Annotated in this window: 14 protein-coding genes and 1 pseudogene; 9 read left to right on the top strand and 6 right to left on the bottom strand. The window is 63.9% G+C overall.

What is annotated here, in order from left to right:
• Positions 1 to 8: 8 nt before the first annotated feature.
• Both QYS36_RS14715 and algB read right to left on the bottom strand, forming a co-directional pair.
• On the bottom strand, positions 9 to 1793 hold the full coding sequence (locus tag QYS36_RS14715; RefSeq protein WP_308840187.1) for a KinB sensor domain-containing domain: 1785 nt from the start codon (positions 1791 to 1793) through the stop codon (positions 9 to 11).
• Complete coding sequence (gene algB, locus QYS36_RS14720; protein ID WP_308840188.1) at positions 1790 to 3133, bottom strand: sigma-54-dependent response regulator transcription factor AlgB; 1344 nt, start codon at positions 3131 to 3133, stop codon at positions 1790 to 1792. The genes QYS36_RS14715 and algB overlap by 4 nt, the downstream gene beginning before the upstream one ends.
• 225 nt (positions 3134 to 3358) lie before the next feature.
• On the opposite strand from algB, the gene QYS36_RS14725 reads away from it, so the two are divergent.
• The 6 genes from QYS36_RS14725 (at position 3359) to QYS36_RS14750 (ending at position 7292) form a co-directional block, all read left to right on the top strand.
• Positions 3359 to 4210, top strand: a complete 852-nt coding sequence (locus QYS36_RS14725) for a BON domain-containing protein (RefSeq protein WP_308840189.1) — start codon at positions 3359 to 3361, stop codon at positions 4208 to 4210.
• 85 nt (positions 4211 to 4295) lie between these two features.
• A complete protein-coding gene (locus tag QYS36_RS14730; protein WP_308840190.1) occupies positions 4296 to 4724 on the top strand; it encodes a PA2169 family four-helix-bundle protein in 429 nt (142 codons plus the stop codon).
• A gap of 91 nt (positions 4725 to 4815) precedes the next feature.
• Entirely contained in the window at positions 4816 to 5223 is a 408-nt protein-coding gene (locus QYS36_RS14735; RefSeq protein ID WP_308840191.1) for a hypothetical protein, read from the top strand.
• Positions 5224 to 5287: 64 nt separating this feature from the next.
• On the top strand, positions 5288 to 5452 hold the full coding sequence (locus QYS36_RS14740; RefSeq protein ID WP_013789335.1) for a DUF1328 domain-containing protein: 165 nt from the start codon (positions 5288 to 5290) through the stop codon (positions 5450 to 5452).
• 13 nt (positions 5453 to 5465) lie between these two features.
• On the top strand, positions 5466 to 5927 hold the full coding sequence (locus QYS36_RS14745; RefSeq protein WP_308840192.1) for an inhibitor of vertebrate lysozyme family protein: 462 nt from the start codon (positions 5466 to 5468) through the stop codon (positions 5925 to 5927).
• Between the two features lie 135 nt (positions 5928 to 6062).
• On the top strand, positions 6063 to 7292 hold the full coding sequence (locus QYS36_RS14750; RefSeq protein WP_308840193.1) for a nucleoside recognition domain-containing protein: 1230 nt from the start codon (positions 6063 to 6065) through the stop codon (positions 7290 to 7292).
• Here QYS36_RS14750 and QYS36_RS14755 read toward each other — a convergent pair.
• Positions 7274 to 8515 (bottom strand): DUF5924 family protein, encoded by a 1242-nt coding sequence (locus QYS36_RS14755; RefSeq protein ID WP_308840194.1) that lies wholly within the window; start codon positions 8513 to 8515, stop codon positions 7274 to 7276. The two genes, QYS36_RS14750 and QYS36_RS14755, sit on opposite strands and share 19 nt — an antisense overlap.
• Before the next feature lie 210 nt (positions 8516 to 8725).
• Positions 8726 to 9625, bottom strand: coding sequence for a LysR family transcriptional regulator (locus QYS36_RS14760; protein WP_308840195.1), 900 nt, complete (start codon positions 9623 to 9625; stop codon positions 8726 to 8728).
• Positions 9626 to 9779: 154 nt separating this feature from the next.
• Between QYS36_RS14760 and QYS36_RS14765 the strand changes: the two genes are divergently transcribed.
• Positions 9780 to 10961, top strand: coding sequence for an acyl-CoA dehydrogenase (locus QYS36_RS14765; RefSeq protein ID WP_308840196.1), 1182 nt, complete (start codon positions 9780 to 9782; stop codon positions 10959 to 10961).
• 98 nt (positions 10962 to 11059) lie between these two features.
• Entirely contained in the window at positions 11060 to 12283 is a 1224-nt protein-coding gene (locus tag QYS36_RS14770) for a CaiB/BaiF CoA-transferase family protein (RefSeq protein WP_308840197.1), read from the top strand.
• Between the two features lie 33 nt (positions 12284 to 12316).
• Here QYS36_RS14770 and hmpA read toward each other — a convergent pair whose 3' ends face one another.
• Positions 12317 to 13498, bottom strand: coding sequence for an NO-inducible flavohemoprotein (gene hmpA, locus QYS36_RS14775; RefSeq protein ID WP_308840198.1), 1182 nt, complete (start codon positions 13496 to 13498; stop codon positions 12317 to 12319).
• A gap of 156 nt (positions 13499 to 13654) precedes the next feature.
• Between hmpA and norR the strand changes: the two genes are divergently transcribed.
• Positions 13655 to 15214: a nitric oxide reductase transcriptional regulator NorR gene (gene norR / locus QYS36_RS14780; RefSeq protein WP_308840199.1), complete on the top strand. Its 1560-nt coding sequence runs from the start codon at positions 13655 to 13657 to the stop codon at positions 15212 to 15214.
• A 38-nt stretch (positions 15215 to 15252) separates the two neighbouring features.
• On the opposite strand, the pseudogene QYS36_RS14785 reads toward norR, so the two are convergent.
• Positions 15253 to 15483 (bottom strand): annotated as a pseudogene (locus QYS36_RS14785) (hypothetical protein); the annotation flags it as partial.

Genomic DNA, 15483 nt, shown 5'->3' on the forward strand with positions numbered 1-15483 from the left:
CTGGGGAATTAGAGGGGCAGCGCGAAGTGGAAGCGCGCGCCCTGGCCCGGCTGGGACTCTGCGCCGATGCGCCCGCCATGCAGCTGGACGATCTCCTTGCAGAGCGCCAGGCCGAGGCCGGCGCCGCCTTTCTTGTGGCCGATCTGCACGAATGGTTCGAACAGCCTGGCCTGTTGGCCGTAGGCGATACCCTCGCCTTCATCCTCGACGCTGATCAGCAGGCGCTCGTCCTGGCGGCTGGCACAGAGGCGCAAGGTGCCGCCTTCCGGGCTGTGCCGCAGGGCATTGTCGATCAGGTGATCGAGCACCCGTTCGATCTGCGCCCGATCCAGATGCGTGCGCGGCAACGCCTCGCCCACCTCCAGCTGCATGTGGATCTGCCGGGCCTGGGCCTTGCCGCGGTGGCGCCTGACCGCGTTGTCGAGCAGTTGCGGAATGTCGCAGGGTGCCAGTTCGAGTTTCTGCACGCCGCTCTGGTAGCGCGAGAAATTCAGCAGGTCCTCGATCAGGTGTACCAGCCGCTCCATCTCTTCCTCGACGATGCGCACCAGGTCGGCTTCGCGGGATTCCTCGGCGAACTTGCTGCGCTCACGCAATAGACCAAAGGCCATGTGCATGCCGGTTACCGGTGTGCGCAGCTCGTGGGAGGCGCGCAGCACGAACTCGTTGCGCGCCCGTTCGAAGGCGCGCTGCTCGGTCACGTCATGCAGCACCATCACCGCACCGAGGATATGCCCCTGGCTGTGGCTCACCGGGGTCAGGCTGTAGTTGAGCAGGCGCGTTTCGCCATTGGCTGCGACCTGCAGATCCGCCAGGCGCTGCTCCAGGTTGTGCCCCTGCAGCACATGCTGCAGCTGCTCGTCCAGCTCGGGGCGGCCCAGGGCCTGGCTCGGGCGCTGGCCGAGCGGCTGGTCGTCCCAGCCCAGCTGGCGCTGGGCCACCGGATTGAAGTGTTCGAGCAGGCCGTCGCGGCCAAAGATCAGCAAGCCGTCGTCGATGCTGTCGAGCACCGCCTGCAGCCGCCGTTGTTCGGACATCAGCGCTTCGATGTTGCTGCTCTTGACCTGACGCAGGCTCTCGGCCATCAGGCCGAAGCGGCGGCTGAGTGCCGACAGCTCGGCCACCGGGGTGATCGGCAGGGTGACCTGGAAGTCGCCACGGCCGATCTGGTCGGCCGCGCGGGCCAGAGCGTCGATCGGTTGGCCGACCCGGCGGGCGATGGTGTGGGCGGTGATAAAGCCGATCACCAGGACCGCCAAACCTACCAGGCCCAGCAGCCCGGCGATCAGCCAGGCACGTTCCTGGGCCTGCGCTTCGGATTCCTTGACCGCTGCAACGTAGTGAATCTGCAGGGTATTGAGGCGATCGCGAACGGTTTCGATGGTCTTGGCGAAGTCGTCGTTGGTCAGCAACTGGTCACGGACGGTCATTGGGTCTTCGAGCAGGGTGCTGAACTTCTGGTAAGCCGCCTGGATTTCCAGGATCGCCTGGCGATCCGCCTCGGTGATGCTGCCTTTCAGGCTGTCGTGGAGCCAGCCGCGGATGCGCTGGTCGGAATCCTGCAGGCTCTGCACCGTACGCTCGTCGAAGTCCTCGCCGAGCATCATGAACAGCTGCCGGCCCAATTCCTGACGTAGATCCAGGCTGGTGCTGATGACTTCCAGGTTGTGTGCCAGCGAGCGACTCTGCGACTGGGTCAGCTGCAGCACGCTGAAAATACCCAGGCTCAGCCCCAGCAGCGCTACGGTAAGCAGCGCACTGGTGCTCAGGAACAGCTTGCTGCGCAGCCTCATAGGCCGAGCTGCTTGCGTTTGCGGTACAGGGTCGAAGCATCGATACCCAGGGTCTTGGCGGCCTGGTCGAGGGTATCGCTGTTGGCCAGTACGGCGGCGATATGGGCTTTTTCCAGCTCCTCGAGGCTCAGGTCGGCGCCTACCCGTGGTGCGCTGTTGGCCGCCGGTGCACTCATGCCCAGGTGGGCGACATCCACCCATTCGCCCGGGCAGATGATGCTGGCGCGCTCGATGACGTTGCGCAGCTCGCGAATGTTGCCGGGCCACTGGTAAGCCAGCAGCGCCTTGGTGGCGTCCTCGTTGAAGCCACGTGCCGGGCGGGCGTAGTCCTTGACGAAGCGGGCCAGGAAGCGGTTGGCCAGGGTGAGGATGTCATCGGCACGTTCGCGTAGCGGCGGCAGGGTCAGGGTGATGACGTTGAGGCGATACAGCAGGTCCTCGCGGAAATGACCTTCCTTGACCATCTCGTTGAGGTCTCGGTTGGTCGCCGCGAGGATGCGCACGTCGGCGTGACGGGTCACCGGGTCACCGACGCGTTCGTATTCCTTGTCCTGGATGAAGCGCAGCAGCTTGGGCTGCAGGGTCAGTGGGAAGTCGCCGATCTCGTCGAGAAACAGCGTGCCGCCGTCCGCCTGGTTGACCCGCCCCAGGGTACTTTCGCTGGCGCCGGTGAATGCCCCGCGGCTGTGGCCGAACAGCTCGCTTTCCATCAGCTCGGCGGTCAGCGACGGGCAGTTGATGGTCACGCAGGATTTCTTCGCACGGCGGCTCCAGCCGTGGATGGCACGCGCCAGCTCACCCTTGCCGGTACCCGACTCGCCGAGAATGAGGATGTTGGCGTCGGTGGCGGCCACCTGCCGGGCGGTTTCCAGGATCGCCATCATCGCCGGGCTGTGCGAGTCGATACCGTCGCTGGGCTTGCGCACTTCGCCTTCCAGGGCTTCGAGGCGTGCGGAGAGCTGGCGCACCTCCAGCTGCTTGGCGGCGGCCAGGCGCAGTTGGTCAGGGCTGCACGGCTTGACCAGATAATCGGCGGCGCCGGCCTGCATGGCGTCCACCGCGCTGTCGATGGCCGAGTGGGCGGTGACGATCACCACACGCATCCAGGGTGCCTGGACGCGCATCTGGGCAAGCACATCCAGACCGTTTTCATCCCCCAGGCGCAGGTCGAGGAAGCACATGTCGAACACCTGACGTTGCAGCAGCGTCTCGGTTTGCGCGGCGGTGTTGGCAGTGGTGACCTGGTAGCCCTCGTCTTCCAGGCAATAGCGGAAGGTACGCAGGATAGCCGCTTCGTCGTCGACCAATAGGATGCGCCCGCTCTGACCTGTTGCTTCCATTTACATGCTCCGTGGGGTGAATGGCAGAGGTTAGTCTGGAAATCTTCGTGCAAGTTGCACGGCTAGTATGGCGTGATCTTGCATCGTGCAAGCGGCCAATAGCCAGGCTTTGGATTTAAACAACTGATTTTAGTTGGTTTTTATTTTTGCAGATGGCTGGCATAGCCCTTGCGACGGTCTTCGGTCCGCTTGCGAGCAGCTTTTTGGCAGAGAAGGAGGCGCTACATGCCGTTGAGAAAATCCACGCTGGTCATGGCGATGGCCGGTCTGATTACCCTGGCTCCGCTGGTGCAGGCAGCCGATGGCGATCTTCCCCGGCAACTGAGCGATGCCCGCCAGCAGGGGGCCATCGACACCGCATTCGCGCTGAACCGGCATCTCGACCCTTTCGAGATCGAGGTGTCCGTGGCGGAAGGTGTTGCCACCTTGAGGGGGGCGGTCGAGAACTCCGCCGAGCACGAGCTGGCCAGTGAGCTGGCAGGCAGTATCGAGGGGGTTCGCGAGGTCGACAACCAGCTGGAGATCGACCCCGACCTGGCTCCGCCAGTGATCGAGGAGCAGGCCAGGATCGTTACCGACAAGACCCTGGCCCAGCGTTTCGACGATGCAACCCTGGCCGCTACGGTCAAGTCCAAACTGCTCTGGAACAGCAATACCGAAGGACTGGATATCCAGGTGCGCGCCGAGAACGGTGTGGTCAGTCTCAGCGGCAATGCCGGAACGCCGGCCGCCAAGGAGCTGGCTGGCGAGCTGGTTACCAACACCGAGGGCGTGCGCGAGGTACACAATCACCTGAGCATCAGCACGGCTGACAGCACCAGTGCCGAGGCGCAGAACGCCGCCAACGATGCCGCGGCGTCGATCAGTGATACCTGGATCACCAACAAGGTGAAGGCCAGCTTCCTCTACAGCCGCAACCTCGATGCCCTGAACATCAAGGTCGACACCCGCGAGGGTTTCGTCAGTCTCAGCGGCACGGTGCTCAGCAATGCCGAAAAGCGCCTCGCCGTAGAAACGGCACGCAACATCCGCGGGGTACGCGGCGTCGACGCCGACGCACTGCGCATCGCCAGCTAACCACCCTCAGCACGGCGGGCCATCCGGCTCGCCGACTGCCTTGTTCAGTGCCACCGGCGCTGCAGCCATCCTCAGGAGAGCCACCATGAGCCAAAAGACCGAACAATTGAACGAGCTGATCGCCATCATCCGTGACGGCCAGCGCTTCTATGAGCATGCCCACGACGAAATCAACGATGAGCAGCTCAAGGCCCTGTGCCGCGACATGGCCCGGGCCAAGCACCAGATCATCCAGGCACTGTCCGTGAAGGTTGCGGCCAACCATGAGCAACCCACCGACAGCGGCACCCTTGTCGGCAAGCTGCGCCAGGCCTATGCCGATGCCCGCGCCACGTTGGCGAGCGATGAGGAGTCGACTTACCTCGCCCAGCTTGAAGAAGCCGAAGATCGCATTCTCGAAGCATTCGAAGACGCCATGGAAACCGCCCAACCAGACGTTCAGGCGCTGCTTGCCGTGGAGATGCCCAAGGTGCGCGCCTGTCATCAACGTATGCGCGAGCTCAGCAACGGCTGACAGCGCTGTCTGCGGCGTCGTGCAGAACGCCCGAGCCGCAGCTGCCCATCGTGCAGGATGCCAATGATGGCATTTGGTTTATATTAATTAAGTGTTTGTTTTTAAAGGGATTTATTTTTTAAAAAAATTGGCACGCAGGCTGCAATTATCTCTTCATGAAACGAACGCCAAGCCGTTCGACAACCCTCTTGAGGAGCTCAGCATGAATCTTCACCGCGCCCATACCGAGATACTGATTCTGGTTGTTGCTGCCGTGATGGTCCTGCTGGTCGGCGTGGCGACCAAGGCGCCGGAGCAGCAGGTCATGGCGCCGCAGGTGTCGAGCCAGGCGTTGATGCCGGTTTCGGTCAAGCTGGCGAGCGATGCGCGCCCAGCAGCCATTCAGGCAGTTCCTGCCAGCTTGCATAGCGCCGACACCCCGCCAGCGCACAGCGACAGCAACTGGGTGCGCGCTGACGTTGTCGAGGCGCCTGCCAAGCAAACCCGTTGGGTGTTCTAAGACACTCTTACCGATTTTCCATTGTTGCACCCGCAAGACCTCAAAAAAACCAAGGAGAAACGCCATGCTGAGTTGGGCCATTACCTTTCTGATCATCGCCATTGTTGCCGCTGTACTGGGCTTCGGTGGTATCGCGGGCACTGCCACAGGTATCGCGAAAATCCTTTTCGTGGTGTTCCTGGTCATGTTCATCGTTTCGTTCATCATGGGTCGTCGCCCACGGGGCTAGGCGAGGCAAGCAGATGAATCGATTCAAGACGCTCGCTGCCGCCCTCATGCTGGGTGGCAGTGCGGCGGCCTTGGCCGCCAACACCGATGGTGCGTTCCGCCTCAACGAACTGCTTGGCAGCAACCCGGACTATCGTGAAGCGTGGCAGGAGTTGATTCAGGATGAGGAGCGTCTGCCCGAATGGGTGATCAACCTCAGTGGCGTTGCCACACCGATGACCACCCTGGAAGAAGACGGTGACCCGTATCTGGTCGGGCAGTTGTGCGAAACCTCGAGCTGTTTCAATCAACGCCTGTATGTCGCCTTCACGTCGGACAAGGATGATGCTTACGCCCTCTGGGTACAGGTACCCGAAGGTTTGCCGAAGGACAAGGCACCCAGTAAGCACGCTGACCTGCGCTGGCTCGGTGAGCCGGATGACGGCGTCAAGCAACTGCTACAGGAACAGTTGAAGAAAGACCCCAACTGGTACTGATGCCAATAACGGCGCCTTCTGGCGCCGTTGCTTCATCTGCAGGGCCGAGTCCGTATCGCTGGCGCCTGCTTGCTCCTTCCACTTCTTGAGCCGAGGCGCGCTATCATCAGCCGCTACGTTCAAGGGGGGTGACCTATGCTCAATGGCCTGTGGCTGAGCTTTTTCCTGGTGGCAGCGGTGGCGGGGCTCAGCCGTTGGTTGCTGGCGGACGACCCGGCGGTATTCGCCGCCATGGTGGAAAGCCTGTTCGCCATGGCCAAGCTCTCGGTCGAGGTGATGGTGGTGCTGTTCGGCACCCTGACCCTGTGGCTCGGGCTGCTGCGCATTGCCGAGAAGGCCGGCCTTGTGGATGCCCTGGCGCGGGTGCTCGGCCCGCTGTTCGCCCGGCTGATGCCCGAAGTGCCGCGCGGTCACCCTGCCCTCGGCCTGATCACCATGAACTTCGCCGCCAATGGCCTGGGCCTGGATAACGCCGCGACGCCCATCGGCCTCAAGGCCATGCGTGCCCTGCAGGAGCTCAATCCCAGCAGTACCACGGCGAGCAATGCGCAGATCCTGTTTCTGGTGCTCAATGCCTCGTCGCTGACCCTGCTGCCGGTCACCATCTTCATGTACCGCGCCCAGCAAGGCGCGCCGGATCCGACCCTGGTGTTCCTGCCGATCCTGTTGGCCACCAGTGCCTCGACGCTGGTCGGCCTGCTCTCGGTGGCCATCATGCAGCGCCTGCGCCTGTGGGATCCGGTGGTGCTGGCTTACCTGGTTCCCGGTGCACTGCTGCTGGGCAGCTTCATGGCGCTGCTCGCCGGGATGTCCGCCACCGCGCTGGCGGCGCTGTCGTCATTGCTCGGCAACCTGACCCTGTTCGGGGTGATCATCGCCTTTCTGGTCATCGGTGCGTTGCGCAAGGTGCAGGTATACGAGCAGTTCATCGAGGGCGCCAGAGAAGGCTTCGACGTGGCCAAGAGTCTGCTGCCTTATCTGGTGGCGATGCTCTGTGCCGTCGGTGTGCTGCGTGCCTCGGGAGCCCTGGAGATGGCCCTGGACGGCATTCGCTGGCTGGTCGCCTGGGGCGGCTGGGATACCCGCTTCGTCGACGCCCTGCCCACGGCGATGGTCAAGCCGTTCTCCGGCAGTGCGGCACGTGCCATGCTGATCGAAACCATGCAGAGCCAGGGCGTCGACAGCTTCCCGGCACTGGTGGCGGCCACCGTGCAGGGCAGTACCGAAACCACCTTCTACGTACTGGCCGTGTACTTCGGCGCGGTGGGCATCCAGCGTGCCCGGCATGCCGTGGGGTGTGCACTGCTGGCCGAACTGGCTGGGGTGATCGCGGCGATCGCCGTGTGCTACTGGTTCTTTGGTTGATCAGCGCTTGCGGGCGCGCCTGACGGCTGATCCGCGGGCTGGGCTTCGGGTTCGCCTGGCGGCTCGACTTGCTCGACGGGCTCTGCAGGCTCGACGGCTGCCGGCGGCTCGGCCTCGTTGTCGGCAGGCGTCGGCGACTGCGGCTCTGCCGGCGTCTGATCTGCGCTGCCGGCGGCGGCCGCGTCCGGCGTCACCTCGAAGCGCAGCACGCCGATCATCTGCCCGGCGTCGGTCAGCACCTGAATCTGCCAGTCACCCACCACGTCCTGGGGGAAATTCTTCTTGTGCGTCCAGGCGCGGTAGCCCTTCTCGCGGCCGCCGTGGATATCCAGGGCGATACGTTCCAGCTCCTGGCCGTTGTGTTCCCAGACGTGATAGATGCGTTCATCGAGGCCGCGCGGCGCATTGATCGCCGTGTACGCGTAGATACCAGCGCTACGCAGCTGGCTGACGCTCAAGCTGTCGATGCCCTCACCCGGCGAGCGGTTCTGGTTGTCGAACTCGGTGGTGATCGCCACCTCGGTCAGCCACAGCGTGGCCGGCGGCACCCAGGTACGGGTTACCCAGCCGAAGGCGCCAATGGCCAGGGTCAGGCCGACCAGCAGCAGGCCGCGCCACCATTTGCGCACGGTGATGATGCTGAACAGGCTCGGGAATGACAGCACCACCGCCGCGGCGAGCGAGTACTGATAGCTCTGGGTGGTGTTGAGCTTGAAGATGATCGGCAGTGCCGTGAGCATCACCGCGAACAGGGCCAGCGTATGGTAGGCGAGAAAGATCCAGCGCCTGGGCGCCAGCCACTTGTAGTACAGCGGGTCGGTAATCGACACCAGCGCCGCTGCGGCCAGCAAGCCGCTGAACAGGGCCTGGCTACTGTTCCAGGTGGTGGTGATGAAGAAGAACGGCAGGACGAAGAACAGGCTTTCCTGGTGAATCATCTGCGTGGCGTAGCGCAGCAGCGGGCGCGGCAACTCGAAACCGAAACGCGCGGCGATGCGTTCGCGCAGCACGTTTTCCAGAACCAGCCACAGCCAGCTGACCAGCAGGACCAGGGCCAGCACCTTGGCCAGCCCGGCCTGGCGGTCGACCAGCACAAAACTGGCGACGCCGGAGAGAAATCCGAAAATGGCGATCACGCCCGGATGGCGCTGTATCAGCGCGATGATCCGCAGCGCGAGAGTCTTGCTGGAGGCGATTAGGGACAAGGCAGTTCCGGCAGTCATCTGGATCGATGCGCAGGATACTGCATTTGCTCAACCTTGCGGCCTCCACCGATCAGGCGTGGTGGACAGGATTTCAGATTGGGCCTGGCCCAGGCGGCTGGTCTGCGGGGAATGGGGGAGCGGGCGGGGCTAGTCCATGCCCGCGATTTCGCGCGCATGGCGCGCTCCCACAGCTATTGCATCACTATCTGGTTTGCCTCATGGCAACCCTCAACCCGCCACCTGATACGCCTGCGCCTCCCCCAGCAACCAATCCCGAAAGGCTTTCAACGCCGTCGACTCGACCTTGCGCTCCGGCACGGTCAGGTAATAGGCGCGGCCTCCATCGGGCACCGGGCGCTCCATGGCGACCACCAGGCTGCCATCGGCCAGTTCGCGCTGGATAAGAAACGGCGGGATCAGCGCCACGCCCATCTCGTGGCGGGCCGCCTGGGCGAGCATCGAGAACAGCTCCAGGCGTGGCCCGGTCATGTCGCGGCTGATGTTCAATCCCTGCGCCGCAAACCACTGGCGCCAGGCATAGGGGCGGGTGCTCTGCTGCAGCAACGGCAGTTCGGCGATGCGTTCGGCACTGGCCGGCTGGCCGCCGAGCAGCGCCGGGCTGCACACCGGCATAAGGTGCTCGTGCATCAGGAAGTGCGCTTCGGTGCCCGACCAGTCGCCATCGCCGAAGTAGATCGCCGCGTCGAAGCCGGTATCGGCGAACAGGAAGGGGCGGGTGCGGTTGGTCAGGTGCACGGTGACCTCCGGGTGCAGGCGCTGGAAATCCTTGAGGCGCGGCAGCAGCCATTGCGTCGCAAAGGTCGGCACCACGGCCAGCTCCAGGCTCATGGCCCCCTGGGCGCCCATCAGCGCCAGGGTATCGCGCTCCACCGCATCGAGCTGCGCCGCGACCTTGGCTGCATAGGCGGTGCCCGCCTCGGTAAGCAACACGCCACGGCGCGAGCGACGAAACAGCTCTACGCCGAGAAATTCCTCCAGCCCGGCGATCTGCCGGCACACCGCGCCCTGGGTCAGCGCCAGTTCGTCGGCGGCGCGGGTGAAGCTCTGGTGGCGGGCCGAGGCCTCGAAGGCGACCAGCGCCGCCGTGCTTGGGATCTTGCGGCGCATTTGTGCAAGTGCCTCACTGATTGGTGTGGTTACTGTTCGCTCAGGCTATCTCGGAGTGAGTTTTTTGCACAGCTGTATGCGTATTAGTCGTTTGCTAGGAGCCGGCTAGGCTCATAGGCTCAGCTCAACACGATACTGCCCGAGGATATTCGCGATGGCCGCCAAGGCAAGCTTCAACTGGATCGACCCGCTGCTGCTCGATCAGCAGCTCAGCGAAGAAGAGCGCATGGTGCGCGACAGCGCCGAACAGTTCGCCGCCGACAAGCTGGCGCCTCGGGTGCTCGAGGCCTTCCGCCACGAGAAGACCGACCCGACGATCTTCCGCGAGATGGGCGACACTGGACTGCTCGGCGCGACCATCCCCGAAGCCTATGGCGGCAGTGGCCTCAACTATGTGTGCTACGGCCTGATCGCCCGTGAAGTGGAGCGCATCGATTCCGGCTACCGCTCGATGATGAGCGTGCAGTCGTCGCTGGTGATGGTGCCGATCAATGAATTCGGCAACGAAGCCACCAAGCAGAAATACCTGCCCAAGCTGGCCAGTGGCGAATACATCGGCTGCTTCGGCCTTACCGAACCGAACCACGGCTCCGACCCCGGCTCGATGATCACCCGCGCCAAGCAGGTCGACGGCGGCTATCGCCTGAGCGGCAGCAAGATGTGGATCACCAATTCGCCCATCGCCGATGTGTTCGTGGTCTGGGCCAAGGATGATGCCGGCGAGATCCGCGGCTTCGTGCTGGAGAAGGGCTGGGAAGGGCTGTCGGCGCCGGCGATTCACGGCAAGGTCGGCCTGCGCGCCTCGATCACCGGCGAGATCGTCATGGACAACGTGTTCTGCCCCGAAGAGAACGCTTTCCCCGACGTGCGCGGCCTGCGCGGCCCGTTCACCTGCCTCAACTCCGCCCGCTATGGCATCAGCTGGGGCGCGTTGGGCGCTGCCGAAGCCTGTTGGCACACGGCGCGCCAATACACCCTGGACCGTCAGCAGTTCGGCCGCCCATTGGCTGCCAACCAACTGATCCAGAAGAAGCTGGCCGACATGCAGAGCGAAATCACCCTGGCCCTGCAAGGCTGCCTGCGCCTGGGGCGGATGAAGGATGAAGGTACCGCGGCGGTGGAAATCACCTCGATCATGAAGCGCAATAGCTGCGGCAAGGCGCTGGATATCGCCCGCATGGCCCGCGACATGCTCGGCGGCAACGGCATCAGCGACGAGTTCGGCGTGGCCCGCCACCTGGTCAACCTCGAGGTGGTCAACACCTACGAAGGCACCCATGACGTGCATGCGCTGATTCTTGGCCGCGCGCAGACCGGCATCCAGGCCTTCTTTTAATAGCCAGCGCTGAGCTGTTGAACGTTCCCACGTTGAACGCTTGCGCGTGGGAACACCGTCGGTGACGCGCGACGTCACCCTTGCACGAGGCTTCTGCGATGTCCGGTGCCCTGTCTCATCTGCGTGTGCTCGACCTGTCCCGGGTACTCGCCGGCCCCTGGTGCGGGCAGAACCTGGCTGACCTTGGCGCCGAGGTGATCAAGGTCGAACGGCCCAAAGTTGGCGACGATACGCGCCACTGGGGCCCGCCTTATCTACGTGACGATGAGGGGCGCGATACCAGCGAGGCGGCCTATTTCCTCGCGGCCAACCGCAACAAGCAGTCGCTGACCCTGGATTTCACCCAGGCCGAGGGCCAGCGCCTGGTGCGTGAGCTGGCGGCCAAGTCGGACATCCTTATCGAGAACTTCAAGGTCGGCGGCCTGGCTGCCTATGGGCTGGACTACGCCAGCCTGAAGGCAATCAACCCGCGGCTGATCTATTGCTCCATCACCGGTTTCGGCCAGAGCGGCCCCTATGCCAAGCGGGCCGGTTACGACTTCATGATCCAGGGCCTGGGCGGCCTGATGAGCCTCACTGGCCAGCCCGATGGCGGGGAGGGCGGCGGCCCGGTCAAGGTCGGCGTGGCGCTGACCGATATTCTCACCGGGTTGTACGCGACGGTCGCCGTGCTCGCCGCATTGGCGCATCGGCAGAAGACCGGCGAAGGCCAGCACATCGACATGGCCCTGCTCGACGTACAGGTCGCCTGCCTGGCCAACCAGGCGATGAACTACCTCACCACCGGCGTATCGCCAAAGCGCCTGGGCAACGCCCACCCGAATATCGTGCCGTACCAGGCTTTCCCGACGGCCGATGGCGATCTGATCCTTACCGTCGGCAACGACAGCCAGTTCCGCAAATTCTGCGAGGTGGCCGGCCACTCCGAGTGGGGCATGGATCCACGTTTCGCCAGCAACGGCCAGCGTGTCGCCCACCGCGCCGAGCTGATCCCGCTGATCCGCCAGGCCACGGTGTTCCGCACCACGGCGGAGTGGGTGACGGTGCTGGAGGCCGCGGGTGTGCCGTGCGGCCCGGTCAACGATCTGCAGCAGGTATTTGCCGATCCACAGGTGATTGCCCGTGGCCTACGGCTCGACCTGCCGCATCCGCTGGCCGGCAGTACGCCCCAGGTGGCCAGCCCGCTACGCCTTTCGGCCAGCCCCGTCGAGTATCGCCAGGCGCCGCCCCTGTTGGGCGAGCATACCGAGCGCGTGCTGGGTGAGGTGCTGGGGCTGGACGCCGGTCAGATCGCCGCGCTGCGCAGCCAGGGCGTGATCTGACCCACCTCCAGCGCCCCTAGACAGACATCCGCCTCAGGCGTCCAGCTGGGAAGCCGGGCCGAAGAACTCGTAGCGGCACTGTTCGCCGGGTACGCCGAGTTCCTGCAGATGCCGTTTTACCTGTGCCATAAAGGGCTTCGGCCCCAGGAAGTAGGCATCCAGATCGCGGTTCTCGGGCAGCCACTCGGCCAGTTGTTCGCGGCTCACCACGCCCTGGGCGTGGGGTTGGTCACCGTCACGCGGGTCGCTGTAGCAGAAGCGATAGCTGATCTGCGGGCAGTCACGGCTCTGCGCCTCGATCCACTGTTTGAACGCATGCACACCGCCGTGGCGGGCATAGTGGATGAAGTGAATCGGCCGGCCACTGTCGCGGGCTGCTTCCAGCATCGCCAGCGCCGGGGTGATGCCCACTCCAGCGGTGATCAACGCCAGGGGCTTGCTTGAGGGGCGCAGCACGAAGTCACCCGCCGGCGGGAACAGCTCCAGGGTGTCGCCGACCTGGATATGGTCATGCAGGTAGTTGGACACCTTGCCCGCGGCTTCGCGCTTGACGCTGATCCGATACTGGCGGCCATTGCCCTGAGCGGACAGCGAGTAGTTGCGGCGTTGCTCCTGGCCGTCGATGACCATGCGCAGACCGATGTATTGCCCCGGTTGCTGAAGCAGCACGGCACCGCCGTCTACCGGTGCCAGAAGGAACGAGGTGATCTCCTCGCTCTCGGGCGTCTTGGCCACCACCCTGAAGTCCCGCGCGCCGCGCCATCCCCCCGGCGCCTGTTCGTGCTCCTTATAGGTACGTTCCTCCGCACCGATCAGAATGTCTGCCAGTTGCCCGTAAGCCACGGCCCAGGCCTGGATCACTTCATCGGTGGCGATCTCTTCGCCCAGCACTTCGCGAATGGCGCGCAGCAGGCAGCTGCCCACGATCGGGTAATGCTCGGGGAGAATCTGCAGCGCCACGTGCTTGTTGACGATCTGGCTCACCAGCGGGCCGAGTGCTTCGAGGCGATCGATGTGCCGGGCGTACATGAGTACCGCATTGGCCAGTGCACGTTGTTGGGCGCCGCTGGCCTGATGGGCCTGGTTGAACAGTGGGCGTACCTCGGGGTACTCCGCCAGCATCATCGCGTAGAAGTGCCGGGTCAGGGCTTCGCCTCCGGTTTCCAGCAGCGGGACGGTGGCTTTGATGATGGCGCGTTGTTGGTTGCTCAGCATGGCGATGGTTCCTGTGGCAAGGCATGAAGGTGATCTGCCAAGGGCATTACAGATCCCGTGCCAACTCGCGAAGCGCCTGGATTACTGGGCTGGCGCGTGCTATGAGTCATTTCGACTGCACGCGTTATGTGTCTTTATGACTCTTCAGGTGTCTTTATGACTTCCAACCCCCTGCTGGTTGCCCTGCTTCCGCTGGTCGATGACCTGTCCCGGGATCTCCCCGAAAGCGAGCGTTACCGGCGCCTGCTCGCGGCGCTCCGGCAGTTGTTTCCCTGTGATGCCGTGGCACTGCTCAGGCTCGATGGCGAGGTGTTGGTGCCACTGTCCGTGGAAGGGCTGAGCGCCGACACCATGGGCCGCCGTTTCAAGGTGAGCGAGCATCCGCGGTTGCATGAACTGCTGCAGCACCGCGGGCCTACCCGCTTCGCTGCCGATTGCGAGCTGCCCGATCCCTACGATGGTCTGTTGGAGGGGCAGCACGGGCACCTCGAGGTACACGACTGCCTCGGCTGCCCGCTCTATATAAAGGAGCAACTCTGGGGGCTGCTGACACTGGACTCCCTGCAGTCCAGCAGCTTTGGCCGGGTAGACCTTGGCATGCTGGAAGCCTTTGCCAGCCTCGCCGCTGCGACCGTGGCGGCGAGCGAGCGGATTTCCCTGCTGGTGGGGCGTGTCGAGGACGCGCAGCGGCGTGCCGAGCTGTACAAGCAAGCCGCCGATGCGCTGCGCCCCAGAGAGATGATTGGCCAAAGCCCTCGGCACAAGGCTTTGTTGCAGGAGATCGAGCTGGTCGGCGGTAGCGATCTCACGGTGCTGATCAGCGGTGAGACGGGCGTAGGCAAGGAACTGGTGGCCGAGGCGCTGCACGCGGCGTCATCCCGGGCGTCCAGGCCAATGGTCAGCATCAACTGTGCGGCATTGCCGGATACCCTGGTGGAAAGCGAGTTGTTCGGCCATGTGCGCGGCGCGTTCTCGGGGGCAGTCAGCGAGCGGCGTGGCAAGTTCGAGCTGGCAGATGGCGCCACCCTGTTTCTCGATGAAGTCGGCGAACTGCCCCTGGCGGTGCAATCCAAGCTGCTGCGGGTGCTGCAGAGTGGGCAATTGCAGCGTGTCGGTTCGGATCGGGAACACCGGGTAGATGTCCGCGTGCTGGCGGCTAGCAACCGTGACCTTGCCGAAGAGGTGCGTGCGGGGCGTTTCCGTGCCGACCTCTATCATCGCTTGAGCGTCTATCCGCTCAAGGTGCCGGCCCTGCGTGAACGGGGCCGTGACGTGCTGCTGCTGGCGGGTTACTTCCTTGAAGACAACCGGGCCCGCCTGGGGCTGCGCAGCCTGCGTCTCGCACCGGATGCGCAGAAGACGCTGCTTCAGCATGACTGGCCTGGCAACGTGCGTGAGCTGGAGCACCTGATCGGCCGTGCGGCGATCAAGGCATTGTCGGCCTGTGCCGAGCGCCCGCCGATATTGACCATCGACAGTCGCGCACTGGATCTGCACCCCGCCGGCCACACCTCTATAGAAGAAGCCCCCGTGGATCGCGTGCCCGAGCTACCGCCAACGGGCCAGGGGCTGCGCGATTCGGTGGATGACTACCAGCGGCGTCTCATAGAAGCGGCGCTTGATCGCCATGCCGGGCGGTGGGCGGAGGCCGCCCGCGAGTTGGAAGTGGATCGTGCCAATCTGCAGCGCCTGGCCAGGCGCCTGGGGCTCAAGTAACTGGTCTGGGGGTGCTGCTTCTATATAGGTAGCCCCGCTCAGGCGGTTTGTTTCAATTCGATGAAATAAACGGTTGACCAGAAATTGTGGCGGCCTATAATGCGCACCACTTCCGGCGCAGCCTGATCTGAAAACTCCTTGTAGATCAATGAGTTAGACGAAAATAAAGGTTGCACGGACGGCGAATTCGAGTAGAATGCGCCGGCATCGACAGGGTGGCTTGAGTGGTTCTGTTGATGGTTCGGTCGGGTTTGATCGAAGGCGGTAAA

The organism is Pseudomonas sp. G34 (genome assembly GCF_031119625.1).
Taxonomy (GTDB): domain Bacteria; phylum Pseudomonadota; class Gammaproteobacteria; order Pseudomonadales; family Pseudomonadaceae; genus Aquipseudomonas.

Excerpts from the sequence above, each read along its gene's own strand:
- QYS36_RS14715 (WP_308840187.1), bottom strand. The coding sequence starts at position 1,793 with ATGAGGCTGCGCAGCAAGCTGTTCCTGAGCACCAGTGCGCTGCTTACC.
- algB (WP_308840188.1), bottom strand. The coding sequence starts at position 3,133 with ATGGAAGCAACAGGTCAGAGCGGGCGCATCCTATTGGTCGACGACGAA.
- QYS36_RS14725 (WP_308840189.1), top strand. The coding sequence starts at position 3,359 with ATGCCGTTGAGAAAATCCACGCTGGTCATGGCGATGGCCGGTCTGATT.
- QYS36_RS14730 (WP_308840190.1), top strand. The coding sequence starts at position 4,296 with ATGAGCCAAAAGACCGAACAATTGAACGAGCTGATCGCCATCATCCGT.
- QYS36_RS14740 (WP_013789335.1), top strand. The coding sequence starts at position 5,288 with ATGCTGAGTTGGGCCATTACCTTTCTGATCATCGCCATTGTTGCCGCT.
- QYS36_RS14745 (WP_308840192.1), top strand. The coding sequence starts at position 5,466 with ATGAATCGATTCAAGACGCTCGCTGCCGCCCTCATGCTGGGTGGCAGT.
- QYS36_RS14750 (WP_308840193.1), top strand. The coding sequence starts at position 6,063 with ATGCTCAATGGCCTGTGGCTGAGCTTTTTCCTGGTGGCAGCGGTGGCG.
- QYS36_RS14755 (WP_308840194.1), bottom strand. The coding sequence starts at position 8,515 with ATGACTGCCGGAACTGCCTTGTCCCTAATCGCCTCCAGCAAGACTCTC.
- QYS36_RS14760 (WP_308840195.1), bottom strand. The coding sequence starts at position 9,625 with ATGCGCCGCAAGATCCCAAGCACGGCGGCGCTGGTCGCCTTCGAGGCC.
- QYS36_RS14765 (WP_308840196.1), top strand. The coding sequence starts at position 9,780 with ATGGCCGCCAAGGCAAGCTTCAACTGGATCGACCCGCTGCTGCTCGAT.
- QYS36_RS14770 (WP_308840197.1), top strand. The coding sequence starts at position 11,060 with ATGTCCGGTGCCCTGTCTCATCTGCGTGTGCTCGACCTGTCCCGGGTA.
- hmpA (WP_308840198.1), bottom strand. The coding sequence starts at position 13,498 with ATGCTGAGCAACCAACAACGCGCCATCATCAAAGCCACCGTCCCGCTG.
- norR (WP_308840199.1), top strand. The coding sequence starts at position 13,655 with ATGACTTCCAACCCCCTGCTGGTTGCCCTGCTTCCGCTGGTCGATGAC.